Below are 25,580 nucleotides of genomic sequence, written 5' to 3'. Positions count from 1 at the left end.
ATATTTGCCACTTAATACCCTACCATGTTAGCAGAAAAATTATATAATGCCCATCATAAAAATCCGGCTCCCAATATTTTAGTGATAGGCGACCTGATGCTTGACCATTATATCTTCGGTTCTGCAACCCGGTTATCTCCGGAAGCACCTGTACCGATTGTAAATGCAAGCCGCGAATCCAAAATCATCGGAGGTGCTGCAAATGTGGCCAGCAACCTGATTGATCTTGGTGCAGACGTTTACCTTGCAGGCATCATCGGAGACGATAGCTTTGGAGACGAAGTTAAAGAACTGCTGAAAGTTAAAAAAATCAATACCGATCTGGTTGTCAAAGATTTCAGTAGAAGAACAACCGTAAAAACAAGAATCATTGCCGGCAATCACCAGATTGTACGAATTGATAAAGAAGATGTTCATGATATCTCCGCAGAATTAGAAGAAACATTCTTCAATTTCCTTGCGCCATTTATCGAAAAAGTGAACATCGTAATCCTTTCTGATTACAATAAAGGACTGCTTACCCATAGCCTTTCCCTGAGAATTACAGCCCTTTGCAAGTCTTTAAACAAACAGATTATTGTAGATCCTAAAGGATTGGATTATAGCAAATATAAAGGCGCTTTCATCATTAAGCCCAACCGTAAAGAACTTGCAGAAGCCTCTAAAACAGAGAAAATCAACAATGATGAGGCCCTGATTAAAGCGGCCAATATCATTCTGAAAACTACAGAAGCACAGTATTTAATTGTGACCCTTTCTGAAGCCGGAATTGCGATCATTACCAAAGATAACTGCAAAATTATACCTGTGGTAGCCACAGAAGTTTATGACGTAACCGGTGCTGGTGATACCGTTATCGCCACGCTGGCCTATTGCCTTTCTCATGGTTTCAGTATCGAAGAAGCGGCAACAGTAGCCAATTACGCGGCATCCATTGTGATCAAACACATCGGAAGCGCCACCACTACAGTAGACGAAATTATCACTTCTCTAAAAAACAAGTAATACTTCATGGTATTAAACGAATTAAATCTTCACAGACAGACTATAGATAGAGTCATCGCTACACTTGTTCCCCAGATTGAAGCAGGTTGCGATATCATCACCAAAACCATCCTTGCCGGTGGTAAAGTTTTATTAGCCGGAAATGGCGGAAGTGCTGCTGATGCACAGCATATTGCAGCTGAACTTACCGGCAGATTTGTGAAGGAACGCAAAGCATTACCTGCAATTGCCCTGACGGTTGATACCTCTGCATTAACAGCGATCAGCAATGATTATGGTTATGAAAGAGTATTTGCACGTCAGATTGAAGCTTTTGCCCAACCAAAAGATCTTTTTATTGCGATCTCTACCAGTGGTAATAGTCCGAATATTTTAAGTGCTTTACGTACTGCAAAAGAACTCGGTTGTACCACCATTGGCCTTTCCGGAAGAACGGGTGGCAGCATGAATGATCTTTGCGACCTGAATATTGTAATCCCTGAAGAAAACACCGCGAGAATTCAGGAAATGCATATCCTGATCGGACATATCCTTTGTAAAGCGGTAGACGAACTTTATTAATCATGGTTAGAAATACACAGGAAGTACTCAGCGAAAAAATCCTTTCCAAAGAAAGCCTGCTGCCGAAAGTTCAGGAATGGAAAGCAGCCGGTAAAAAGGTTGTTTTTACCAATGGCTGTTTTGATATTCTTCATCCAGGGCACATTGCTTACCTCAATGAGGCAGCCAGTCTGGGAGATAAACTGGTGATCGGTTTAAATACCGATCAGTCGGTTAAAAGACTCAAAGGAGAAAAAAGACCAATCAACAACGAATTTAGTCGCAGTCAGCTGATGGCAGCGATGTTCTTTGTGGATGCAGTGGTGTTTTTCGACGAAGAAACGCCTTTAAACCTCATCAATGTGGTGGAACCAGACGTACTCGTTAAAGGTGGAGATTACCAGATTGATACCATTGTAGGTGCTAAAGAAACCCTGGAAAGAGGTGCAGAGGTTAAAGTACTGAGCTTCCTACCGGGCTATTCCTCTACAGCCATCATCGAAAAGATAAAAGAATCCTAATCCAACAGATCATTTGAAAACGCCAGCAAAAATTCTTGTCATCAGATTCAGTTCTATGGGTGATATTATTTATACCACCCCTATTGTGCGCTGCCTGAAAGAACAATTGCCAGGTTGTGAAATACACTTTCTCACCAAGACGCAATTCAAATACATCTACCAGAATAATCCACACCTCAGCAAGCTCCATGTCTTACAACCAAAGCTTTCTGACACGATAAAGGAGATTAAAGCGGAGAACTTTGATTACATCATCGACCTGCATAATAACCTGCGTACCTCTATCATTAAATTAAGAACCGGTATTCCTGCCTCCACGTATAAAAAGGACAGGATTAACAAATGGCTGGCTTTAAAATTTAAATGGACGAAACTGATTTCCCCGCTGCATCTGGTAGACCGATACATGGAAACAGTAAAATTTCTGGGCGTTAAAAATGACGATAAACCCATCGATTATTATATCGCTAAAAAATATGAGCTGTCGGAATTTCTGCCGGTAAGCCATCAGGAAAAATTTGTCGCTTTCGTGATCGGGGCAACCCATTTCACTAAAAGATTGCCGAATGAAAAGATCATTGAAATTTGCAGGGGAATAAGCCTTCCTATTGTCTTATTGGGTGGAAATGATGTGCAGGAAAACGCGGAAATCATCAAAGCAGCCATCGGAGATCAGGTCTATAGTACCTGCGGCCTTACCAATTTAGATCAATCGGTATTTTTGGTTTCCAAAGCGGCTAAAGTAATTGGTTTTGATACCGGATTAACCCATATTTCTGAAGCTTTCAACAAGCCACTGGCCTCCATCTGGGGAGGAACAACCCCGGAATTACTGGGTGTACAGCCTTATAAAATCTCGGATTCACTGATTGCCGGAGTAGATTTATCCTGCCGGCCATGTTCCAAATTCGGATTAGAGAAATGTCCGCTCGGACATTTTAACTGTATGGAAAACATTAACACGGCTGAGATTGTTACCTTTATAAATAGTTAATCCATAATTAAAGGCTCCAATATGAAGCAACTTCTTTTAATACGACACGGCAAATCTGATTGGGGAAATAGTCATATTTCTGATTTTGAAAGGCCATTAAATGCCCGTGGACTTAGAAATGCACCGGAAATGGCAAGTAGAATAGTCAAAAAAGACCTTATTCCTCAGCTACTGGTGAGCAGTCCGGCGGTACGCGCCCTCACTACCGCAAAACACTTTGCCGAAGTATGGAACAAGCCCTTGCAAAAGATTCAGGAAGAACCTTCCATCTATGAAGCGAACGTGATGGCCTTATTAAATGTGGTGAATAACCTGAGCGACAAACACGATAGTGTGGCGCTGTTTGGTCACAATCCGGGACTTACAGAATTCGCCAATTACCTGAGTAATGCGAACATCTATAATATCCCTACTTGTGGTACAGTGCTTATGGAGTTTCCATTTGAAAAATGGGAACAACTAAGCAACCATACCGGTAATTTATTAGCTTTTGATTTCCCTAAAAGCGCTGATGAAGACTAAAAGTGTAAGTGCTTCACTGTTAATCCATTATTAATCAACTGTTTTAAGGAATCAATTCCAATTCTTAAGTGTGTATCCACGTAATTACTGGTTACTGAGCTATCACTTTCTGCAGTTTTCACCCCTTCAGGAATCATTGGCTGATCAGAAACCAGTAATAATGCACCTGTAGGAATTTTATTGGCGAATCCCGTCGTGAAAATTGTAGCCGTTTCCATATCTACTGCCATGGCACGTAAAGTTTTCAAATACTTCTTAAACGCTTTGTCGTGCTCCCAAACCCTGCGATTGGTGGTATAACAGGTTCCGGTCCAATAGTCTCTGGAATGGTCGCGAATGGTGGTAGAGATTGCTTTCTGCAAGGCGAAGGCAGGTAATGCCGGTACTTCTGCAGGCAGGTAGTCATTTGATGTTCCTTCTCCCCTGATTGCGGCGATTGGTAAGATCAGATCTCCCAATTGGTTTTTCTTTTTCAAACCACCACATTTTCCTAAAAACAAGACTGCTTTAGGCGCAATTGCAGTTAATAAGTCCATCATGGTAGCGGCCATCGGACTACCCATACCAAAATTGATAATCGTAATCCCGTCTGCAGTTACGCTTTGCATTGGTTTATCCAGCCCCATAATAGGTGCATCGCCATGCCATTCAGAAAACATATGTACGTATTTGCTGAAATTGGTCAATAAGATGTATTGTCCGAATTCTTCTAATGGCCTTCCCGTATATCTTGGGAGCCAGTTTTTAACAATATCTCCTTTAGATTTCAAACCAGATTTCACCGGAGTTTCTACTTCTTTAGTTTTCTTTACTTTTTTTCCTGCTTCTCCGTCTTTGTTTACTTCCAGTTCTTCATTCATAATATATTCGTTTTTCTAGTGTAGTTAATGGTGTTATTGCTGCAAGGAACCTGCCAGAATTCAGGATCCGAAGGTTGATGGATGAAAACCCGATCAGATCCTAAAATAACAAGTTAAAAAAAATCCCCGTAAAACGGGGATTAAATTATTTAAGCAGCTTTCAGCTTTTTAAAATCAGCCTTTTCGAATTTCTCCAGCGCGTATTCGAGCGTAATGCTCAATTCCTTAATGCTGGGATCCGAAGGGATATCAAACATGGCATCGAGCATAATGGCCTCGCAGATGGAGCGTAAGCCCCTTGCACCTAGTTTGTATTCCATTGCTTTATCTACGATGAAGTCTAAAACATCATCGTCAAAAGTTAATTTCACGCCTTCAAATTCAAACAACTTCACGTACTGACGGAACAAAGAGTTCTTAGGTTCAGTCAGGATATTACGCAATGCTGATTTATCTAAAGGATTCAAGTGTGTCAATACCGGTACACGACCAATCAGTTCAGGAATCAAACCAAAAGATTTTAAATCCTGAGGGGTAATGTATTTATAAAGGTTGTTTAAGTCTAATTCTTCATCATCCTTTTTCACTTTATAACCTACCGCCTGTGTACGCAATCTGTTTGCGATTTTACGTTCGATACCATCGAAAGCGCCACCACAGATAAACAGAATGTTATTGGTATTTACAGGAATCATTTTCTGATCCGGGTGTTTACGTCCGCCCTGAGGTGGAACGTTCACTACTGTGCCCTCTAAGATCTTCAATAAAGCCTGTTGTACGCCTTCTCCGGATACATCTCTGGTGATAGAAGGGTTATCGCTCTTACGCGCCACCTTATCTACCTCATCGATATAAACGATACCACGTTCTGCTGAAGCTACATCATAATCCGCAGCCTGCAATAAACGGGTTAAGATACTTTCCACATCCTCTCCAACATATCCGGCTTCGGTTAATACCGTTGCATCACAGATACAAAAAGGAACGTGTAAGATCTTCGCAATAGTTTTCGCCAACAGGGTTTTTCCGGTTCCGGTTTCCCCTACCAACATGATGTTTGATTTCTCTATCTCTACTTCATCCGCCTGATCTACCGTTTGACCCAATCTTTTGTAGTGGTTATACACCGCTACAGAAAGTACTTTCTTGGCATCATCCTGACCGATAACGTATTGGTCAATATGCGCTTTGATTTCCATTGGTTTCAATAAGGTAACCGAGGTATCCATTGGTTTCCCTTTTTTGTTTCCCAGTTCCTGAGCCAGCAACTGATTGGCTTGAGTCACACATTTATCGCAAATGTAAGCATCAAGACCTTCAATAAGCATTAACGTATCTTGCTTACCAGATCCACAAAAAGAGCAACGGGATTCTTTATTTTGTTTCGCCATTTTTTTCTTTGTTATTCGCTCCCAGCACTTCATCAATCATTCCAAAGCCTTTGGCTTCATCAGCTTTCATCCAGTAATCACGGTCTGAAGCTTTTTCTACCCATTCGTAATCTTGTCCGGAGTGGTTAGAAATGATATCATATAATTCTTTTTTCAATTTCAACATCTCTCTCAGGTTGATCTCCATATCGGAAGCAACACCTTGAGCACCACCTGATGGTTGGTGAATCATCACACGTGAGTGTGGCAATGCAGCACGTTTTCCTTTAGCACCTGCTACTAATAATACAGCGCCCATTGAAGCAGCCATACCGGTACAGATGGTAGCCACATCTGGTGTGATGTATTGCATGGTATCATAGATACCTAATCCTGCATATACAGAACCACCTGGTGAATTGATATAAATCTGAATGTCTCTATTGTTATCGGTAGACTGTAAAAACAGCAATTGTGCCTGTATAATGTTCGCGTTACCATCATAGATCGCATCACCTAAAAATATGATACGGTCCATCATTAAACGGGAGAACACATCCATTTGTGCCACGTTAAGCTGACGCTCTTCAATAATATAAGGAGTCATACTTTTTGGAGAGTTATTGGTAGCACCAATAAAACGATCCACGTTTAAACCATTAATACGATGGTGTTTAACAGCGTATTTTCTAAATTCGTCTTTGTCTATATTCATCGGTATGTCTATTTATATTTAATCTACCCTTATAATGTTTACCAAATTAATAAAACTAAATTGGTAATTTATTGTGGTATTGTAAAATTCTGTAATCTCTTTATATAAATAAGGCGGCCTTAATAAAGCCGCCTTATTCTAATATCTGTTAAAAGTATCCCGGTTACCCCTGAATTACTTCATTTCGATAAATTTATTATAAGCTATCTCTTTTTCTTCAATTGAAGCTACCGACTTGATGTATTCAAAAACTTTAATTGCTTTTACTTCATCAAAAATACGGTTTGCATTGTCTTTCTCTTTCAAGAAAGTTGCCGTGTATTGTGCCAACTGATCTTCTGGCATTGGCGCCGGGCTGTACATTCTGAACTGTGCATCTAAACGTTGTTTAGCAGTCTGGAATACATCTTCATATTTGATTTCAATGCTATTGTCTTTAATTAATTTGTTCTCAATTAAAGTCCATTTCAGGTTTTTAGCGAAATCTTCATATCCCTGATCCAATTCAGCATCCGTTAATTTCTCGTTAGTCGCTTTTAACCACTTACGTAAAAACACATCCGGAAGTTCCATTTTCACGCTTTCAGTCAGTTTCGTGTAGATGTCATTCTGCAATTTGCGATCTGCATCCTGCTTGAACATTCCTTCTACTTCTTCTGTGATTTTAGCGGTAAAACCTGCTTCATCAGTTACTACACCTTCACCAAATAATTTATCAAAGAACTCCTGGTTTAAATCAGACTCCTCTAAACGGTTTACATTTTTAACCGTTACCTGGAATTTCGATTTAACTTCTTTAGCTTCATCTTCCGGAAGGTTTAACAATTTTGCAATGATCACCTCATTGTTGTCAAACGCTTTCTGAACATCTAATTCAACTACATCGCCTTTTTTCAAACCGATTAAGGTTTTCAAGATCTTTTTATCAGCAACCTGATCTAAGCGAATAGAACCTGTGCTGGTAATGCCACCTTCAAAAACTGAACCATCCTCAGAAAGTTGTGCTAAATCGGCATAAAGGACGTCATCTTCTGCCGAAACTTCCGGGTTTGTCATTTTGCCATAGCTTCTTCTGATATTTTTGATACGGGAAGCTAAGGTTTCCGGATCCGCTTTAACTATGTATTGAGTAAATTTATCTTTATCTGTGATTTTCACCTCTACTGCTGGTGCAAGACCGATTTCATAGTCAAACTCGAATTCGTCAGTACCATCCCATTTGTAGTCTTTAGTATCATCCATGATTGGTAATGGCTGACCAAGAACTTCCACTTTATTATCAGCAAGGTGCTTACTTAAAGTTTCGCTCAATAGGGTATTGATTTCTTCCACTAAAATATTTCTACCGAACATTTTCTTAATATGTGCAATAGGTACCATTCCCTTACGAAAACCAGGAAGGTTTGATTTTTTAGCTTGTTCTCTTATAGATTTATCAACCTTTTCAGTATAATCTTCAGGTGAAATCTTAATTTTTACAACCGCGTTTAAGTCGTTAATTTTTTCCTGTGTAATGTTCATCTTTCTGAATCAATAATTATTAATGTCTATACAAAAAATTCCCCCTTGAGGAGGAACTTTTACTGCGGAAGAATGGACTCCAATCTACCGCTCAAAATTCCCTTTCGAGGGCGCAAATATATTCTTTTTTGTTGATTTCAATGCCTATAATTGAAAATATTATGTCTGCTGATTGTCTGAATCTCAGCACTCCAAAGTCTAAAAAAACAGGGTATCCGGGTAGGATTAAGAATTGACAAACCAGCTATAATCCGGCTATAAAAATGCTACAGTGCTGCTGGTTGCCGGAGGGTTAGCGAAGGGTTGTAGAAGGGATGGTAACGGTTGATTAGGGCTTAACCCTAAGCAACCCTTCTTCAACTCTACGTCAACTCCTCATCAACTACAACCAGTATAGCAATCCTATAGGAACTAAAATCATAGAGAAGTTATCTGATCGCTGAGGTTTAGCTGCTGTCTTCTACAAGAATGCACAAAAAAATGTGCGTAAAATAAAAATGGTGATAAATTTTTCAATCTATCACCATTATTGTGCGGAAGAAGGGACTCGAACCCCCACGCCGTGAAGCGCCAGATCCTAAGTCTGGTGCGGCTACCAATTACGCCACTTCCGCAGTTAGGATGTTCCCTTTCGGGATTGCAAAGATAGAATAGTTTTTTAAAAAGCCATAAATATTTTAAATAAAAATAAAGGATTTTTTGACCGTCGGGAGCAGCACCTTACTTTACCCGCAAACAATCAGACGCTTAGCTCAGAAATCAAACACTTCAATAAGCCTGAATATTTTTACCACAAGCACTTCCTCTCTTGATTATAGCTTCTTCTGAACCTGGATTACTTACTGAAAAGTTTTAGAAACGCTTCGGAGACGGTTTGGAAACCCGCTCGGGACAGCCTGAACACAGCAATTCTACAGTCACACTATGGAATGCATGGAGCTAATTTTTGGGCAAAAAAAAACAGCCCTTTCGGGGCTGCTTTTCAATTGTTGTGCGGAAGAAGGGACTCGAACCCCCACGCCGTGAAGCGCCAGATCCTAAGTCTGGTGCGGCTACCAATTACGCCACTTCCGCAGTTAGGATGTTCCCTTTCGGGATTGCAAATATAGATATTGTTTTTAAACTAGAAAACTCTTTTGCAATTATTCAGGAGCACTTTAGCTAACTTATTGATCTTACAGGATTTAATTTTCAATCTTTTTTACAGGAACTTTAATCAAACGTAAAAATCAATAGATTTAAGGCTATGACCTAATCGCCTTAGCTCAATTTTAGTACAATTCTTTTTGCAAATGAAACAAATACTCCACCGCTTTTACCAGTCTGCTGCCATACCAGGAGAACATTTCGCCATCAACCAGCATTACTTTTGCATTTGGTAAAGCCAGGCTGATTTCTTCCAGGTGTTTTTCTTTAAAGGGATAAGGTTCGGAGGATAAAAATACCAGGTCGGGATTTAATGCGGCCAGTGTTTCCAGATCCATTTCAGGATAACGGTTTTCTTTGACCACATTATTAAGGCCGTTCATGGCCAGCATCTGGTTGATGAACGTATTTCTGCCGGCAAATAGATACGGACCCTTCCAGATCAGGTAAGCCACCGATTTATCCAACCCGTTTTGTAAAGCCAGGGTCTGTAAATCATTAAAGCCGGCTGTGATCAAATGGTTCAGGTAGGCAGATTCGGGTTCCCGGTCTACCAGCGCCCCTATTTCAGTGATGGTACGCTTCGCCCCTTCCAGATCATAGATATCGCTCATCCAGACCGGAAATTCTGCCATCAGCGCTTCGATCTGACCGCGCTCATTCTCTTCCTTATTCCCAATGATCAGGTCTGGCTTCAGACTCCTGATCAGCTCCATATTCAATTTCTTTGTTCCTCCGATTTTAGTCTTTTCTTTGAACTGTTTTTCCGGATGAATACAGAATTTGGTAATTCCAATCACCTCTTTGTCCAGTCCCAACTCAAACAGTAATTCTGTCTGAGATGGAACCAGAGAAATGATCCTTTTTGGCGGATAATTAATAGTGATGGTACGATTAAGCTGATCTGTAAAACTGCGTTGCATCCTACAAAGATACACGCCATTCTTTAAAAATCTATTCGTATTTGAGGGCCTCTACCGGATTTGTTTTTGCGGCTTTGTACGCTTGCCAGCTGACCGTTAAAAGGGCAACCGTTAAAGTAGAAAGCGCTGTTAGCATAAAAACAGGCCAGCCAATAGCCACATGGTAATCAAATTTCGACAACCATTTGTCCATCATCCAGTAGGCAACAGGCATCGCAATTACGAGTGCTATTAATACTATTTTGACAAAATCCAGGGATAATAATTTCACCAGACCGCTTACTGAGGCGCCCAGTACTTTACGCACACCGATCTCTTTTGTCCGTTGCTCGGCAGAAAAAGCGGACAGGCCAAATAAGCCCAGACAAGAAATAAATATCGCCAGTCCACCAAACAAATTAGACAAGATGCCCAATATCTTTTCGTTTTCAAATTTGACCTCAATCAGACTGTCAACAAATTTAATATCAACCGGAAACTCCGGATTGATCTCCTTCGTAATTTGGGTAATCAGCGCAATATTTTGTGCGCTGGAATTTAAAGGGTTCATCCGCATATTAATCACATCGCTATTCTGCGGATTAAAACCGATCAGCATTGGAAGATTTCTCTTAGCAGGATCACCCCAGGTCAGGTCTTTAAACACACCTACAATTGTCCTGTCCATGCCCCAAAGCTTAATTTTCTGCCCAACAGGTTCTTTTAAACCCATGGTTTTAATTGCGGTTTCACTCAACATTAAAGCCGTCTTGTCCGAGGCAATTTTCGGATCAAAATCACGGCCCTCTACCAATTGGATTCCATTTGTTTTAATGAAGTCATAGTTGGTATAAATCTGATTGAAGGACATTCGTTTACCGGATTCGTCCATCCCTTCCCATTCCATTCCGCTGGAATTTGAATTGGGTGTAGAAATACTTCCCGACGACTGAGTAACACCGGTTACTGCTCCGGAAGCTAGTAAACGCTCCTTTAACAAGTCGAATTTAGGATATAGGTTTCCTTCATGCGGCATTTCCAGTAAGGAATTGACGTTATAACCAAGCGGTTTATTCTTAATGTATTGCAGTTGCTGATAAACAATCAAAGTCCCCACGATCAGTACAATTGCAAAGCTAAACTGAACCACCACCAACACTTGTCTGAAGTTCAATGAAAAACCTTTTTTAGCATTTACCGCCTTTTTCATGGTCTGTATCGGACTAAAAGAAGAAAGGAAAAATGCCGGATAACTTCCCGCCAACACACCGGTAAAGAAGATCAATGCAAGCGCTGCTAACCAGGCCAATGGATTTGTATAATTCAATTCCAACTGAATGTTTACCAACTCATTAAATTTAGGCAAAGCCAGCTCCACAAGTATTACGGCAAGCACCACACTTACAAAAGTGAGCAATAAAGATTCTAACAGAAATTGCATAATTAACGATTTCCTGGAAGCACCAATGGTCTTTTTTATACCCACCTCTTTTGCTCTCTTTTGAGATCTTGCTGTAGCCAGATTCATAAAATTGATACAGGCAATGATTAAAATCCCCAAAGCGAGGGCAACAAAAAACCGCAGCTGGTCAATTCTTCCGCCGGAAGGATGTCCATTTTCATATTCCCCATACAAATGAAGATTCAGTAAAGGCTCCACAAAAACGCTGGGGTCTGTGGTATCACTTGGTGCATGTTTAACAATGATATTGCTGATTTTCTGGTTAAACTGAGTTACATTAACTTCTTTTTTTAAACTGAGCAAAGTATAGGCAAAGAAATTACCCCAATTTGCTTTACCAGCCCAACTATCCAGTTTTTCACTCAATGTCCAGGGGATCAAACAGTCAAATTTATAGGTGGTATTGGCTGCATGATCTTTGATCACACCGGTCACTTTTACATTGACCTGGTTTTCATATTTGATCACTTTATTCAACACATCTGTGCTTCCAAACAATCGTTTTGCTGTACTTTCTGTAATAATCACCGAATTAGGGTCATTAAATGCTTTATCCGGATTACCACTAATAAATTGATAATCGAAGATTTTCAAGATTTCGGCATCTGCATACCTGCCTTCTACTTTTAAGTTATTCTCGCCGGTAGCCAGGAGGCGTTTTACAGGCCATAAAATTCTGGCGATGTGTTCAATTTCCGGAATTTCCTCTTTTAGTGTTTTTGCCAGAATATTAGGCGCCTGATCTCCGGTAGCCGTGATCTGCTTATTCTGATCAGCGAAATTCACCATCACATGGTAAATATTATCTTTGTTTTTATAACCACGATCGTAATTCCACTCGTAAGCCACATACAATAACAGCATTAAACAGGCGGCAAGACCAATCGCCAAACCGCTAATGTTAATCAGCGATGCGGTTTTATTCCTTAATAAATTTCTGAGCGCAATTTTAAAGTTTAGTTTAAACATCGGGAGTCTGGGTTAATTTGAAAAACAAAAGACAATTTGATTAAACACCCTGTGCTACTACCAGGTCTTCTTTGATTACACCATCCAATAAATGTAGAATCCGACTGCCATAAGCAGCATTTACTTCCGAATGTGTCACCTGAATAATTGTAATCCCCTCTTCTTCATTCAGTTTCTTAAACAGATCCATAATTTGAAGCGCCTGTGTTGATTGCAAATTCCCCGTAGGTTCATCAGCTAAAATGATGGAAGGTTGCGCAACTAAAGCCCTGGCAATTCCCACCAATTGTTGCTGACCACCGGAAAGCTGGTTCGGAAACAAATCTTTTTTAGCCACCATATTGAAACGATCCAATACATCTGCAACCCTGCTTTTTCGCTCTGCTGCCCCTATCTTTTTATATAATAAAGGCGCTTCGATATTTTCAGCTACAGTCATTTCATCAATCAAATGATAAGCCTGAAACACAAATCCGATATGGTTTCTGTACAGCTCAATCCGTTTGCGTTCATTGAGCGAAAGCACATCTTCGCTCATGAACTCATATTCGCCATAAGTAGGCTCTTCGAGCATTCCAAGGATGTTGAGCAAAGTAGATTTCCCGGCACCGGAAGGCCCCATAATGGATACAAATTCTCCTTGTTTAATCTCGGTACTCACATGACGCAGGATATAACTTTTAACCCCTTTATTCGCGTAATACTTCTCTATATTCTTAAGTGTGATCATGGTAAATTCTTTTTATTCTTATTGATTTAATTTTTTACTACTCCTATTTTGAAGCAGCTATTATTCATATTTTAAAGCATCGATCGGGTTGGTTTTTGCGGCTTTTAAAGACCTTAAACTTACGGTAACCAGTGTAATCAATACCGATAACACCATCGCCAGCAAGAATGGCCAGATACTTAAGTCAATCCGGTACGCAAAACCATCCAACCATTTCGACGTGAAAATATAAGCCAATGGCCAGGCCAGCAGGTTTGCGATGAGCACCATATACAAAAAGGAACGATTCAACATTTTCACCAACTCCATGGTGGAGGCACCCAGTACTTTCCTGATCGCAATTTCTCTTGTTCTTTGGGTGGCGATAAAAGAAACCAATCCAAACAAACCAATAAAAGAGATAAAAATGATCACTCCGGCGAATACTTTGAAAAGCACCCCCATCACTTGTTCTGTTCTGTAAAAGCTTTCAATGGTCTGATCCATAAATTCCAGTCCATAAACATCATTGGGGAAAGTCGCATTCCAAAGCTCTTCTACCTGGCTCATGGTTTTACTGAGCTCTTTAGGATCAATTTTCATCGCCATAGAACCATAATGCTTCTGGTTACTAAAGATAACCAGGGGAGAAACCGCCTGTTTTAACGAATTGTTATTGAAGTCTTTGATAACCCCCACAATAGGGGCTTCCTTACCACTTACCTTCAATCTTTTCCCGATCGCATCCTCTGGACGCAATACATTTAACATTTTCAATAACTGCTCATTGACAACAAATTCCTTAATCGTATCGCTTTTTGACAAGCCACGTCCGGCAACAACAACCATATTAAAAGTTTTCAGGTAATTTTCATCGGCTATTTTCAGATTCAATTGAAAGTCTTCATCTTTCCCACGGTGATCAAAAGAAAAGTTAGTCTCACTATTGCCATTTGACAAAGGGGCAGCAATACAATAACTACTTTCTTTAATCCCCGGCAACTGCATTATTTTTTCTCTGAAGCCATGCTGCTTAGTCCGGTTCAGACTATCCGTTGGCATATCAATCACGGCAACCGAAGCATGATCAAAGCCCAGAGACTTCTCCCGTACAAACTCCATTTGCCTCACCACTACCAAGGTAGAAATGATTAAAACTGCGGTAATGGCAAACTGCAACACCACCAATGTTTTCCTTAAGCCTATACCTCCGGCATTTGCCGCGCTGATCTTGTTCTTAATCGCTAGTGCCGGACTAAATCCAGAGATCACCAGTGCAGGATAAAGACCTGCCAGAAAGCTGACCACAATGACCAGTACCAGCATAAATCCAAAGATGGCAGGCTCAGAAAAAAGCTGAAATTTAACCTGATCATCCATCAGATGTTCCATCCCCGGAATCGCGAGTTCAGTCATCACACAAGCCAACAACAAGGCAATCACCGTAATCAACGTAGTTTCGCTTAAAAACTGCCACACCAATTGTCCGCGTCTGCTGCCCATCACTTTACGCACCCCAACTTCTTTAGAGCGACTGATCGCCTGGGCTGTAGCCAGGTTAATAAAGTTGATACAGGCAGTGATCAAAAGAAAAATACCAATCACCCCTAAACCGGCCAATTCCTTATAAGAAATGGTCGTATACCTGAAGTTCCCGAAACGTCCGTCGTGGTGAACTTCGCTCATTGCCTGAAAAATATGATTCTCTTTTCCAGGTGCATTATGCGTATAATATTTGTCAACAAACTTTTTCAAGGGTTGGTCCAGATCTTCAGCTGCTACTCCGGGTTTTAACAAGGCATAACACTCCGCCCTGTTCGTTACACTTCCCCATTCCTTAGAGTCCTTTCCCGGAAAGGAGGCATAAGAAGCGATCAATCCAAATGGAAAGTCACTGTTCTGAGGCAAATCTTTATAGACCGCAGTGATCTTAAAATCAGTCTTTTGATCGAAATTGACGCTTTTCCCAATCGCATTTTGCCAGGAACCGAAATATTTAACCGCTGTTTTTTCAGACATTGCCATCATACCCGGAGCCGATAAAGCGGTAGCTGGTTTGCCGGAAAGCCATTCGATATTGAAAATATCGAAGAACTGCGGTTCCACATAATAGAGCTGTTCTTTTCTTTTGACATCGGTATTTCCCCCTGTTGCAGCAGACGCTCCATTGCCCGGTTTCTCCTCCGGATTTTCTGAGCTGGCATTGGCAACCGGATAGGTTCCCTTTGCTAAAACTACGCCTCTCGTACTTCGTACCGCAGCCACCTGTTCCAGTTGCGAAAAATCATTACGCAAGGCAGGAGCCAAAGGAGCTGGCACGCCATTGGAAAAATTTACTCCATCAGGATAAGTCCAGGAAGACACCACTCTATAGATGCGATCCTGTTTATCATAACTGTTATCAAAACTGGTCTGAAATCTTAAAAAGAGAAAGATCAAAAGACAACTTGCCAGTCCGATAGCCAGTCCAACGATATTAATGGCGGTATAACCTTTATACTTCCAAAGATTCCGCAGCGCGATTTTAAGGTTAAGTCTAAACATGGTTGAGGTATTTATTATTCGTATTTTAAAGCGTCAACAGGTTTTGCATTCATCGCTTTTCGCGCCTGAAAACTAACGGTTAGTAAAGTCAACAGTATACTGATTGATCCGGCAATGATAAATGGCAGGATTGGCAGGTCGATTCGATAAGCAAAAGACTCCAGCCAGCGCTGTGCAGCGATGTAAGCTATTGGCCAGCCGATAAGATTAGCGATCAGCACGATCCGGATAAAGAATGAATTAAGCAAACTGAGGATATTATAATCTGTAGCACCCAATACCTTCCGGATAGAAATTTCTTTCATTCTGGTGGTGATCGTAAAGGCAGAAAAAGCGAAAAGACCGAGCGTAGCAATGAAAATAGTTAACAGCGCAGCGCCATAAAAAACAGCTTGTAATTGCTCTTGTTTTTTAAAGAGGCGGCCATACAATTCGTCCATAAATTCATATCTGAAGTCGTCTCCGTCCATCTTATTCAGGTCTTTCCAGTTAGATTTCAAAGCAGCTAGTGCGCCCGCCATCTGGTCAGGATCTATGTTGACCATCAGTTTCATTTTACCGTTGGCACAAGCACTTTTGATCGCATAAACAGTAGGTTCAACCGCAGACTCAAAGCCTTGCATTTTGGCATTCTGAATAACTCCAACAATGCGATAATCCATATCACAGCCTCTGATGGTCTTTCCTACAGGTTGTGTTATTCCATAAGCAGCCACCGCCGCTTCGTTGAGCACGATTGCATTTTCTGCATCAGCAGGATAAGTTTTGGAAAAGAAACGGCCATCTTTAAGTTTCAAACGCAGGGTCTCGAAATAGTCGAAATCTACATGAACAATGTCCATACCCAGTTCTTTACCCGCCATGGTATAATTAACCCTACCCGGGCGTGAGCCATCAGGAATATCGGAAGCCACGGTAAATGAATTGACTCCGGGGATTTCCATCACACGCGCTTTCATGTTATCAAAATACCCACGATCGAACCAGGCAATATTCTTGATGTAAACCACCTCTCCGGTTTTAAAACCGGTATCTTCTGTACGCATGTATTTCAATTGACTACTCACAATCAGTAATCCAGCCATGAAAACAATGGCCACCGTAAACTGTGTCACCAACAAGGCATTCCTCAGCCATAGCGTTTTATAGCTGGTTTGAAGATTCCCTTTTAATACCGCTGCCGGTTTAAACCCCGACAGGACTAATGCAGGGTAAATACCGGAAATGAAGGTAATGATCAACAGCACTACAGGTAGCTGCCAGGCCAGTTCATGGTTATCTTTCCATAGCGAAAATGAAACACCAAAGACTTCATTAAACTGCGGCAGAAATATTTCGGCAAGAATCACTGCCAGAATCAATGCCACCAGGCATTGCATAAAAATCTCGATCAAAAACTGGAAGATCAGGTTGAGGCGGTAAGCACCCAAAACCTTTTTCACACCTACTTCTTTTGCTCTCTTATTCGTTTGTGCAATCGTCAGGTTGGTGAAATTGATACAGGCAATCACCATCACCAATACGGTGAGTACGGATAGTGCCATCACAATTTTATAATTGGTATTGTTACCGGCAACAGGTCTTAGATGCAGGTTATCCAGGGGATCTAAAAAGACACCTGATTTAGTTAAGGTATTTACATCCGCAGCCATATTCACATCAGGCACCATACTCAATTCGGCAGAATTCCGGTCTTTAGCAGCAGTTACAGTCGACTTCCTGATCTCTTCTTTGAACACAGCGTTAACCTTTTGCTGAAGCAAATCCGGGTCAGTACCTGGTTTAACCTTAATATAAGTGTAATAATTATTGGCACTTGGTTCCTGATCTTTCCCGACATCCCCGGCAATGATTAGCGCATCAAAGACTACATTGGAATGTGCAGAATTATGGTTTATAAACCCTGAGACCTCACCAGATTGACCCGCACTGATTGGCCCAATCCCCACCTTAACAGGAAAAACAGGTGTTTTCTTTGGAAATAAGGCGGTTACAAATTCTTTCGGCATATACAAACTAAGCGCATCTCCTTTCGGTTTCAACAAGCCTCCCTGCGGTTTAATATGAAACATTTTAGCTAAAGTGTAATCAATTGAAAGCACCTCCTTTCCATAAACACGGCCTTCGGGAGTGTTAAAGGCGAACTCAAAGTTTATTCCCTTGCTTCTGCCTACACTTTCAATCTCCGGTATGGCTTCTTTGAGCGCTTGTGCCAGGGACAAGGAAGTGTAATTCGTTTTTTTGTCCGGCAAAACCCTGCCTACCAAATAAATATCTTCATGACCAGGAACATCATGATCAAAACTGGTCTCAAAACGTACATAGATCGCTACTAAAATAAATGCAGACAAAGCAATGGCAAGTCCACCGATATTTATAGCAGTATAAACCTTGTTTTTCCAAAGGTTACGCAGAGCGATTTTAAGGTTGAGTCTGAACATCGTTTATTCGTATTTAAGTGCATCAACGGGGTTTGCTTTCGCCACTTTCAGCGATTGCATGGATACCGTAAACAGGGCAATCAGCAAGGATAAAACGATGGCAAGGACAAATGGGATCACTGAAATCTCCACCCGGAATTCATAATTAGACAGCCATTTATTAATGATAATATAGGCGATAGGAAAGGCGATTACGTTGGCAATGACCACCAGTTTAATAAAGTCTTTATTCAATAAGGTGAGGATATGAAAAGTATTAGCACCCAATACTTTCCGGATACTGATTTCTTTTTTGCGTTGTTCGGCCATGAATAATGTGAGCCCCAGGAGCCCGAGGCAAGAGATAAATACCGCAAAGCCACCAAACCAATTGGCCAGCACACCCAGCAGTTTTTCATTATTAAACTTCGCTTCAAAGCTGTCGCTCAAAAAGGAAACTTCCGCTGGATAATCAGGATTGATCTCTTTTACAATCGCCTGTATTTCTGCTATAGAAGTACTGATATTTTGCTTAGGATTTAAGCGCATGGCCATCACCCCCTCCCCAACCTGCTCATTCCGGATATACATTGGCGCAGCAGTTTGATAAGGATTGTCCATCACAAAGTCTTTCATGACGCCAATTATTGTCAATTGATCACCATCCATAGTGACCACCGAACCAATCGGTTTTGATAGTCCCATTACTTTAACCGCAGCTTCATTGATCACCACATTTGTAGAATCATTGAAACGGGGAGAAAAATCCCTGCCCAACAGTAAATCGGAACCCAGCGTAGCGGCAAAATCATAATAAGCATATCTGGAATTGAACATGATCCTTTCTTCTGGATTTTTCCCTGGCCAACTCACATCAATGGTATTGTTACCGCCACGGGTCAGGCTCACACTGAACATACTTGCATGACTTACTGCCCCGGATTTCAGTAATTTATCCCGCAGTAAGATGGCTTTAGCCGGATCTTCCAGTGCCCCTTCTATCGGGATTTCTACCAATCCATTTTTCTGATAACCAACCGGTTTATTCTTAATGAAAGTCAGCTGCTGATAAATTACTGCAGTACATATAATCAGGCTGGAAGCGAAGACAAACTGGAAGACCACCAGGACTTTCCTAACGGATAAAGAAGCGCCTCCAGCCCTGTTGAACCCTTTTAATACTTTTATCGGTTCGAAAGAAGAAAGGTAAAATGCGGGATAACTGCCGGCGATAAAGCCGGTAAAGAGTGTCAGTCCGAATAATACAGTCCAGAATTTCCAATCCGCATAATCGAGCGTCAGGGTCGTATTTAACAATCCATTGAAGTATGGAAGGCTAACTTCAATCAGGATAAAAGCGACAATCATTCCCAAAAAGGCGAGTAACATAGACTCCAGCATAAACTGTCCGATCAATGATTTTCTTGCGGCACCAATGGCCTTTCTCACACCTACTTCTTTTGCTCTCTTTTCCGACCTTGCGGTGGAGAGGTTCATAAAATTGATGCAAGCGATCAATAAGATAGAGAAAGCGAGTATCACAAATATCTTAAGCGTATCTATCTTTCCTCCAACAGATATCCCCTGTTCAAACTTATCGTATAAATGCCATTTTGAGAGTGGATGAATCAATCCAACATTATCATTTCCCTTCTGATTTCTTGTAAAAATAGTACTGAATGAGGCGTTTACCTTTTCAAAAGAACTGTTGTCTTTCAATTGAAGCACAGTTAAGCAATGGCCAAATCCCCAGCCAGCTCTTTTAACCCATGGGTTGGTCTGCTCATACATCCCCCATGACATCAGGTAATCAAACTGAATACTACTACTGCGGGGTACATCTTCAATAACACCCTCTACGGTTAGTAAATGTTTACCACTAAGTTTAACCGTTTTATTTATTGGGTCTTCCTTGCCGAACAGAATTTTAGCAAAACTTTCCGTAAGGATCACTCCATTTGGAGACTTTAATGCTTTTTCTTTATTCCCTTTAATCATTTGATAAGGGAAAATTTTCAGAAAGGAAGGATCAGTAAAAATGCCCGGTTTCTTAAAAGATTTATCCTGATTAGTAATCAAAAATTCGTTGGGATAAGTAGAATGGGAAGCAAAGGCAACCTCAGGCATGGTACTGATTAAGTACGGTGCCATCACCCCTGGTGTCCAGGCATAACTATTGATATCATTTGCATTTTTCTGATTACTATACACCACATAAGTGCGGTCGTAACCCGCGGTATATTTATCGTAACTCCATTCGTAAGCCACGTATAACAGCAAAAGCATACAACTGGCCAAACCAATTGCCAGCCCTCCTACATTGATCAGGGTATAGCCTTTATGCTTCCAAAGGTTGCGTATTGCGATTTTGAGGTTGAGTCGGAACATTGGGATTTTAGATTAATTCTTCTGTACGGGTTTTATTGATTTTCTCCGAGATCACATGACCATCTTTTAAGTTGATAATGCGGTTAGAGAAACTGGCGTCATGAGAAGAGTGGGTCACCATGACAATCGTGGTTCCTGTTTCGTTCAGCTCACACAGTAATTCCATCACTTCATTCCCATGAGAACTGTCCAGGTTACCAGTTGGCTCATCGGCAAGGACCAATTTAGGCTTGGTCACCAGCGCTCTGGCTACGGCTACCCGCTGTTGTTGTCCACCGGATAGTTGTTGCGGAAAGTGCCCGCTCCTATTCACGATATTCATCCTTTCGATAATTTCGTTGACCAGTCGCTTGCGTTCTGCTGCCGCTACTTTGTTATAAATCAAGGGCAGCTCAATGTTTTCAAAAACTGTCAATTCATCAATCAGATTAAAGTTCTGAAACACAAAGCCCATGTTACGTTTCCTGAAATTAGAGCGCTCTTTATCGTTTAGTTTCAGTAATTCTGTATCTATAAATTTGTAGCTGCCACTTTCCGGTTTATCCAGTAAGCCCATCACATTTAAGAGGGTAGATTTACCACATCCGGATGGCCCCATAATGGATACAAACTCGCCTTCTTTAACATGTAGGTTGATCCCATTTAAAGCAGTAGTTTCAATTTCTTCAGTTTTATAAACTTTCTCCAGGTTTTCAATTCTTATCATGGCTATATTTTTTCAGGTTATTTACTTACTTCTACGATATCATATTGATTAAACTGGTCGTAAGATGAGGTAATCACATCCTCTCCTTTTTGCAATCCTTCCAGTACTTCATAATACTTGTGGTTTTTGCGGCCAATTTTTACATTTCTTTTGGTTGCTTTGCCATCTTTCAGGACGAATACCCAGGTGCCTCCGGTGCTTTGGAAAAACTGTCCCTGTGCAATCAGCAGCGACTTACTATTGTCGGAAAGCGTCAGTTTCACCTGCATAGATAACCCTCTTCTCAGGTCTTCCGGTGCTTTCCCATCAAACACGAGTTCTACCTGGAATTGTCCGGCAGTAACCTCAGGAATCACTTTTCGCACTACTAATTTATAGGTATTTCCGTTGAATTCTACGCTGGCGGTCTGCCCTTCTTTCACTCTGTTCACATAATATTCGTCTACGCTGGCTTGCAATTTATACCCTTGCAACACATCAATTTTACCCAGCATTTCATTTGGACTATAAGACTTGCCTATGACCGGATCGTAAGAGGAGAGACGGCCGGCCACAGGTGCCTTAATAGTCATATTTTCTATGTTTTGCCGGATAGTTTCCAGACTTTCATTCATTCTTCCGATAGAGATATCAATTTGATTCAACTGCATTACCCTACCCTGGTTTTCCTGTTTGATCGCTTGTCTCAAAATCCCTCTTCTGCCCTGGAAATATTCATAATCCTGGTTAGAAGTATTGAACTCTTCTCTGGTGATCACATTCTTCTTAAACAAGGCACTATCGATTTTATACTTACGGGTTGCAGTTCTCAAACTATTTTCAATATCCATCATATCCTGACCCATGATCCGTTGATTCTGCTCCAGATCTAATCTTAATTTTCTCAATTGATTGATCTGTTCGGTGATGCTGGTTTCGCTGGAGGTATAACTGGATAAAGCGTTTGGATTGGCGATTCTCAACAAAGGTGTACCCTTAACTACGGAGGCTCCGTTTTCGGTAAAGATCTCCGCTACGGTTCCACCTTCCGGCGAACTCACAATCACAGAAGTCAGCGGAACGACACTGGCATTTAACAAGACCACATCTTCGAAGTCGCCAAAAGCCACTTTGTTGATGGTCAGCTTTTCAGCATCTGCTTTATAAACCTTGCTTAAAGACAGGCTGTATCCATAGGCTACCAGTCCCACTAATACCACCGCCCCTACTATCGTTATAATCGTTTTTTTATTGAACCGTTTTTTCTGTATGATCTTATCCATTTTTGTATTACGCTTATTGATCTGCCATAAGCTAAGGCTGTGCCAATCTACCAAAACACTTTTATATAACTAATTATCAGCAAGTTAAATCATATTGATATTAAATACCGTTCATAATCGGACAGTAGCTGTACAGCATCGAACAGTTTCTTTTATTTTTGAAACCTAAAGAAGATTGGGAAAGGAATCAATTGATTCCGATGGCGGGCAGGATTAATAAAGAAAAGCTTAAATTCATACCATGATAGATGCAAATGTTTTAGTTATTGATGATGATGACGACATCCTACTCAGTGCAAGGTTATTCTTAAAACAACATTTCAGTCAGGTGATCACCTGCAAATCCCCGAAAGAAATCAATGTACTACTCAGTCATAATGAAGTAGATTTGATTTTGTTGGACATGAATTACCAAAAAGGGGCCAGTGATGGCCGTGAAGGCTTATACTGGCTGGAACACATCTTATCAATTGACAAGGACTATGTGGTGATCCTGATGACTGCCTACGGAAATGTAGAGCTTGCCGTACAAGCCATCAAGAAAGGCGCCACAGATTTCATCCTTAAACCATGGGAAAATGACAAGCTGTTTGCAACCCTGTCTTCCGCCTCACGGTTAAGACAATCCAATAAAAAGGTGAAAAAGCTGGAAAAGATCCATTCTTCTCTTCAAAAGGATCAGGCCAGACAATTTGAGCACATCGTTGGGAACTCTGCGCCCATCAAACATTTGCAAAATACCTTAACAAAAGTAGCCCCAACCGATGCCAATGTCTTGATATTGGGCGAAAACGGAACGGGGAAACAAGTGTTCGCTTATGAATTACACAAACATTCGCTCAGGAAAAACGCGATCTTCATGCATGTAGATTTAGGCTCCCTCAATGAGAACCTCTTTGAAAGTGAGCTTTTCGGCTATGCGAAAGGTGCTTTTACTGATGCCAAAGAAGATAAACCCGGCAGGTTTGAACTTGCCGAAGGTGGAACTATATTTCTTGATGAAATCGGTAATTTATCTCAGCCATTACAAGCCAAACTATTGAGTGTGCTACAAAACAGAACGGTGACCAGGCTCGGAGAAAGTAAGGAACGAAAAGTAAATGTCCGCTTAATTACCGCTACCAATATGCCTTTAAATGAAATGGTAGCCAAGGGGACTTTCCGACAGGATTTACTATTCCGCATCAACACCGTAGAGCTGTTGTTACCCGGACTGGCAGAACGAGGCGAAGATATCACCCTTTTGGCCAACCATTTCCTACATAGTTTCAGCAATAAATACCATAAAAACCTCTACAAATTTGAGCCGAAAGCGGAAAGCTTATTACTCGGCTACCACTGGCCAGGCAATGTTCGGGAACTACAGCATGTGATTGAACGCGCGGTAATTATGGCCGATGGCATGGAGATTTCTGCGCATGATCTACAGCTGAGTCCGCAGAAATTTGGCGGTGCAACGCTGATCCAACCGGAAATGGGACTTGAGGAAATGGAGAAACTGATGGTTCAAAAAGCCATAGATAAACACAAAGGAAATATTTCCAGAGCTGCACTAGAGCTGGGCCTCACTCGTGCGGCACTCTACCGACGCATAGAAAAGTTTGACCTATGATCTTTTACAACCGATTCACCTTCCGCCTGCTCTACCGATTATTGATTATCAATATTCTGGGTATTCTTTTGTATTATCTGATCCGGAACACAGAACTTTGGTTCACCATTTCCGGATTGACTATTCTTTTGATTGCGGCTTTGATGAACTTATATTTCTACATCAACCAGATCAGGGAAGACATTAAACGCTTTATCCTAGCGGTAAAAACCCGCGACAGCACCTTAAACTTCCGGAATAAAGCCACAAAAGGGAGTTTCCCGGAGCTTTATGAATCTTTCAATGATATCATCCAGACGCAAAAAGATATGCAGCTGGAAAAAGATTCTATGTTTCAATTGATCAAGACTATTCTGGAACAGGTTCCCGTAGGTGTGATTGTGGTGAAAGACAATGAGCAGGATAGCAAACAGGCAGAGATTGTATTTTTTAACCAGGCAGCCACCAGCTTACTGGGGATTCCATCCTATAAATACTGGCACCGGTTGGCACAACATAGTCCACAGTTTGCTCAGGAAATAGAAAATATTGGTAAAGGTGGCAAGCGCTTTATGGAGCTGAAAATCCAGGACAAACTGATCCAACTTTCCACAGAAGTGATCCCTTTAAACCTATACCTGACCGATTATACCATCATTTCCTTCCAGAATATCAAAGATGAGATTGAGCAAAAGGAATCCGAAGCCTGGAACCGCCTGATCGGTGTGATTTCCCATGAAATCCTGAATTCTATTACGCCAATCAGCTCCTTATCAGATACGGTAAACAGCATGATCGCAGATAAGGATTATTTAAATGCGGAAGATCTTGAAGATTTAAAACCAGCGATAAAGACGATCAAAAGAAGGTCTGAAGGCCTGTTGGACTTCGTAAAGGACTACCGTCTGATTGCAGAACTGCCTACCCCTGACCTCGAATACCATACCATCGGAGAAATCCTGCAACACATTAAAGTGCTGATGCAACCTTTTGCCAATGGCAGAAATATCATGCTTAAAGTGGAGCAAACTTCGTCGAAGATCACCATTCAAATAGATTTGAAACTGGTGGAACAGGCTTTGATCAACCTGGTTACAAATAGTATTTACGCTTTGGAAGGTGTAGAACATCCGGTCATAGAAATCAACTACCGTTTGGATCAGAATAAACTTTACCTGGAAGTGAGCGACAATGGAAAAGGAATTGACAGCGAATTGATCGAAAAGATCTTTGTGCCTTTCTTTACCACCAGAAAAAACGGATCAGGTATCGGGCTTACCATCACCAGAAACATCATGAAAATGCACCATGGAAACCTGGAAGTCAACTCGGTGCCTTATGAAAAGACCGTATTCTCTTTAGTTTTCAGGTATCAATAATCAGCTATAGAGATAAAAGGCATAAAAAAAAGCTTTGTACAGGAAGTTCCTTAT

General features: G+C 41.1%; 19 protein-coding genes and 2 tRNA genes. 7 read left to right on the top strand and 14 right to left on the bottom strand.

What is annotated here, in order from left to right; all coding sequences use genetic code 11:
- Nucleotides 1-24 precede the first annotated feature (24 nt).
- From rfaE1 to R2Q66_RS13525, 5 genes are read left to right on the top strand one after another with little or no spacing between them, the layout of a single operon-like run.
- Nucleotides 25-1,005, top strand: a complete 981-nt coding sequence (gene rfaE1 / locus R2Q66_RS13545; protein WP_316749818.1) for a D-glycero-beta-D-manno-heptose-7-phosphate kinase — start codon at nucleotides 25-27, stop codon at nucleotides 1,003-1,005.
- A 6-nt stretch (nucleotides 1,006-1,011) separates the two neighbouring features.
- On the top strand, nucleotides 1,012-1,566 hold the full coding sequence (locus tag R2Q66_RS13540; protein ID WP_316749816.1) for a D-sedoheptulose 7-phosphate isomerase: 555 nt from the start codon (nucleotides 1,012-1,014) through the stop codon (nucleotides 1,564-1,566).
- 2 nt (nucleotides 1,567-1,568) lie between these two features.
- A complete protein-coding gene (gene rfaE2 / locus R2Q66_RS13535) occupies nucleotides 1,569-2,066 on the top strand; it encodes a D-glycero-beta-D-manno-heptose 1-phosphate adenylyltransferase (protein ID WP_316749814.1) in 498 nt (165 codons plus the stop codon).
- Between the two features lie 13 nt (nucleotides 2,067-2,079).
- Nucleotides 2,080-3,060, top strand: coding sequence for a glycosyltransferase family 9 protein (locus R2Q66_RS13530; protein ID WP_316749811.1), 981 nt, complete (start codon nucleotides 2,080-2,082; stop codon nucleotides 3,058-3,060).
- 21 nt (nucleotides 3,061-3,081) lie between these two features.
- On the top strand, nucleotides 3,082-3,582 hold the full coding sequence (locus R2Q66_RS13525) for a SixA phosphatase family protein (RefSeq protein ID WP_316749809.1): 501 nt from the start codon (nucleotides 3,082-3,084) through the stop codon (nucleotides 3,580-3,582).
- Here R2Q66_RS13525 and R2Q66_RS13520 read toward each other — a convergent pair.
- The 14 genes from R2Q66_RS13520 to R2Q66_RS13455 form a co-directional block, all read right to left on the bottom strand.
- Nucleotides 3,579-4,442 carry an AMP nucleosidase gene (locus R2Q66_RS13520; protein ID WP_316749807.1) on the bottom strand — a complete coding sequence of 288 codons (864 nt, stop codon included), beginning with the start codon at nucleotides 4,440-4,442 and terminating at the stop codon, nucleotides 3,579-3,581. The two genes, R2Q66_RS13525 and R2Q66_RS13520, sit on opposite strands and share 4 nt — an antisense overlap.
- A 149-nt stretch (nucleotides 4,443-4,591) precedes the next feature.
- Nucleotides 4,592-5,833 (bottom strand): ATP-dependent Clp protease ATP-binding subunit ClpX, encoded by a 1,242-nt coding sequence (gene clpX / locus R2Q66_RS13515; RefSeq protein WP_316749805.1) that lies wholly within the window; start codon nucleotides 5,831-5,833, stop codon nucleotides 4,592-4,594.
- Entirely contained in the window at nucleotides 5,817-6,527 is a 711-nt protein-coding gene (clpP, locus tag R2Q66_RS13510; RefSeq protein ID WP_316749803.1) for an ATP-dependent Clp endopeptidase proteolytic subunit ClpP, read from the bottom strand. Before clpP ends, clpX begins: the two co-directional genes overlap by 17 nt.
- Nucleotides 6,528-6,701: 174 nt before the next feature.
- Nucleotides 6,702-8,048 (bottom strand): trigger factor, encoded by a 1,347-nt coding sequence (tig, locus tag R2Q66_RS13505; RefSeq protein WP_316749801.1) that lies wholly within the window; start codon nucleotides 8,046-8,048, stop codon nucleotides 6,702-6,704.
- A 532-nt stretch (nucleotides 8,049-8,580) separates the two neighbouring features.
- Nucleotides 8,581-8,662 (bottom strand) — tRNA-Leu (locus R2Q66_RS13500).
- A gap of 378 nt (nucleotides 8,663-9,040) precedes the next feature.
- A tRNA-Leu gene (locus tag R2Q66_RS13495) sits at nucleotides 9,041-9,122 on the bottom strand.
- Between the two features lie 197 nt (nucleotides 9,123-9,319).
- Nucleotides 9,320-10,117 (bottom strand): helical backbone metal receptor, encoded by a 798-nt coding sequence (locus tag R2Q66_RS13490; protein ID WP_316749799.1) that lies wholly within the window; start codon nucleotides 10,115-10,117, stop codon nucleotides 9,320-9,322.
- 31 nt (nucleotides 10,118-10,148) lie between these two features.
- Nucleotides 10,149-12,527, bottom strand: coding sequence for an ABC transporter permease (locus tag R2Q66_RS13485; protein WP_316749798.1), 2,379 nt, complete (start codon nucleotides 12,525-12,527; stop codon nucleotides 10,149-10,151).
- Nucleotides 12,528-12,567: 40 nt separating this feature from the next.
- Nucleotides 12,568-13,257, bottom strand: coding sequence for an ABC transporter ATP-binding protein (locus R2Q66_RS13480; protein WP_316749795.1), 690 nt, complete (start codon nucleotides 13,255-13,257; stop codon nucleotides 12,568-12,570).
- 60 nt (nucleotides 13,258-13,317) lie between these two features.
- Nucleotides 13,318-15,780 carry an ABC transporter permease gene (locus R2Q66_RS13475; RefSeq protein ID WP_316749792.1) on the bottom strand — a complete coding sequence of 821 codons (2,463 nt, stop codon included), beginning with the start codon at nucleotides 15,778-15,780 and terminating at the stop codon, nucleotides 13,318-13,320.
- 14 nt (nucleotides 15,781-15,794) lie between these two features.
- A complete protein-coding gene (locus R2Q66_RS13470; protein WP_316749790.1) occupies nucleotides 15,795-18,221 on the bottom strand; it encodes an ABC transporter permease in 2,427 nt (808 codons plus the stop codon).
- 3 nt (nucleotides 18,222-18,224) lie between these two features.
- On the bottom strand, nucleotides 18,225-20,588 hold the full coding sequence (locus R2Q66_RS13465) for an ABC transporter permease (protein WP_316749788.1): 2,364 nt from the start codon (nucleotides 20,586-20,588) through the stop codon (nucleotides 18,225-18,227).
- 7 nt (nucleotides 20,589-20,595) lie between these two features.
- A complete protein-coding gene (locus tag R2Q66_RS13460) occupies nucleotides 20,596-21,294 on the bottom strand; it encodes an ABC transporter ATP-binding protein (protein WP_316749787.1) in 699 nt (232 codons plus the stop codon).
- A gap of 17 nt (nucleotides 21,295-21,311) precedes the next feature.
- Nucleotides 21,312-22,556 (bottom strand): efflux RND transporter periplasmic adaptor subunit, encoded by a 1,245-nt coding sequence (locus R2Q66_RS13455; RefSeq protein ID WP_316749784.1) that lies wholly within the window; start codon nucleotides 22,554-22,556, stop codon nucleotides 21,312-21,314.
- 241 nt (nucleotides 22,557-22,797) lie between these two features.
- Between R2Q66_RS13455 and R2Q66_RS13450 the strand changes: the two genes are divergently transcribed.
- Nucleotides 22,798-24,168 (top strand): sigma-54 dependent transcriptional regulator, encoded by a 1,371-nt coding sequence (locus tag R2Q66_RS13450; RefSeq protein WP_316749782.1) that lies wholly within the window; start codon nucleotides 22,798-22,800, stop codon nucleotides 24,166-24,168.
- Nucleotides 24,165-25,526: a sensor histidine kinase gene (locus R2Q66_RS13445; RefSeq protein ID WP_316749780.1), complete on the top strand. Its 1,362-nt coding sequence runs from the start codon at nucleotides 24,165-24,167 to the stop codon at nucleotides 25,524-25,526. The genes R2Q66_RS13450 and R2Q66_RS13445 overlap by 4 nt, the downstream gene beginning before the upstream one ends.
- Nucleotides 25,527-25,580 lie beyond the last annotated feature (54 nt).

Origin of the sequence: Pedobacter gandavensis, assembly GCF_032677645.1 — a bacterium.
Taxonomy (GTDB): Bacteria; Bacteroidota; Bacteroidia; order Sphingobacteriales; family Sphingobacteriaceae; genus Pedobacter; species Pedobacter gandavensis_A.
The sequence above is the reverse complement of the archived record's forward strand: the minus strand, read 5'-3'. Positions and strand labels throughout refer to the sequence as shown.

Coding starts and splice junctions, on each gene's coding strand:
- rfaE1 (WP_316749818.1), top strand. CDS start 25: ATGTTAGCAGAAAAATTATATAATGCCCATCATAAAAATCCGGCTCCC.
- R2Q66_RS13540 (WP_316749816.1), top strand. CDS start 1,012: ATGGTATTAAACGAATTAAATCTTCACAGACAGACTATAGATAGAGTC.
- rfaE2 (WP_316749814.1), top strand. CDS start 1,569: ATGGTTAGAAATACACAGGAAGTACTCAGCGAAAAAATCCTTTCCAAA.
- R2Q66_RS13525 (WP_316749809.1), top strand. CDS start 3,082: ATGAAGCAACTTCTTTTAATACGACACGGCAAATCTGATTGGGGAAAT.
- R2Q66_RS13520 (WP_316749807.1), bottom strand. CDS start 4,442: ATGAATGAAGAACTGGAAGTAAACAAAGACGGAGAAGCAGGAAAAAAA.
- clpX (WP_316749805.1), bottom strand. CDS start 5,833: ATGGCGAAACAAAATAAAGAATCCCGTTGCTCTTTTTGTGGATCTGGT.
- clpP (WP_316749803.1), bottom strand. CDS start 6,527: ATGAATATAGACAAAGACGAATTTAGAAAATACGCTGTTAAACACCAT.
- tig (WP_316749801.1), bottom strand. CDS start 8,048: ATGAACATTACACAGGAAAAAATTAACGACTTAAACGCGGTTGTAAAA.
- R2Q66_RS13490 (WP_316749799.1), bottom strand. CDS start 10,117: ATGCAACGCAGTTTTACAGATCAGCTTAATCGTACCATCACTATTAAT.
- R2Q66_RS13485 (WP_316749798.1), bottom strand. CDS start 12,527: ATGTTTAAACTAAACTTTAAAATTGCGCTCAGAAATTTATTAAGGAAT.
- R2Q66_RS13480 (WP_316749795.1), bottom strand. CDS start 13,257: ATGATCACACTTAAGAATATAGAGAAGTATTACGCGAATAAAGGGGTT.
- R2Q66_RS13475 (WP_316749792.1), bottom strand. CDS start 15,780: ATGTTTAGACTTAACCTTAAAATCGCGCTGCGGAATCTTTGGAAGTAT.
- R2Q66_RS13470 (WP_316749790.1), bottom strand. CDS start 18,221: ATGTTCAGACTCAACCTTAAAATCGCTCTGCGTAACCTTTGGAAAAAC.
- R2Q66_RS13465 (WP_316749788.1), bottom strand. CDS start 20,588: ATGTTCCGACTCAACCTCAAAATCGCAATACGCAACCTTTGGAAGCAT.
- R2Q66_RS13460 (WP_316749787.1), bottom strand. CDS start 21,294: ATGATAAGAATTGAAAACCTGGAGAAAGTTTATAAAACTGAAGAAATT.
- R2Q66_RS13455 (WP_316749784.1), bottom strand. CDS start 22,556: ATGGATAAGATCATACAGAAAAAACGGTTCAATAAAAAAACGATTATA.
- R2Q66_RS13450 (WP_316749782.1), top strand. CDS start 22,798: ATGATAGATGCAAATGTTTTAGTTATTGATGATGATGACGACATCCTA.
- R2Q66_RS13445 (WP_316749780.1), top strand. CDS start 24,165: ATGATCTTTTACAACCGATTCACCTTCCGCCTGCTCTACCGATTATTG.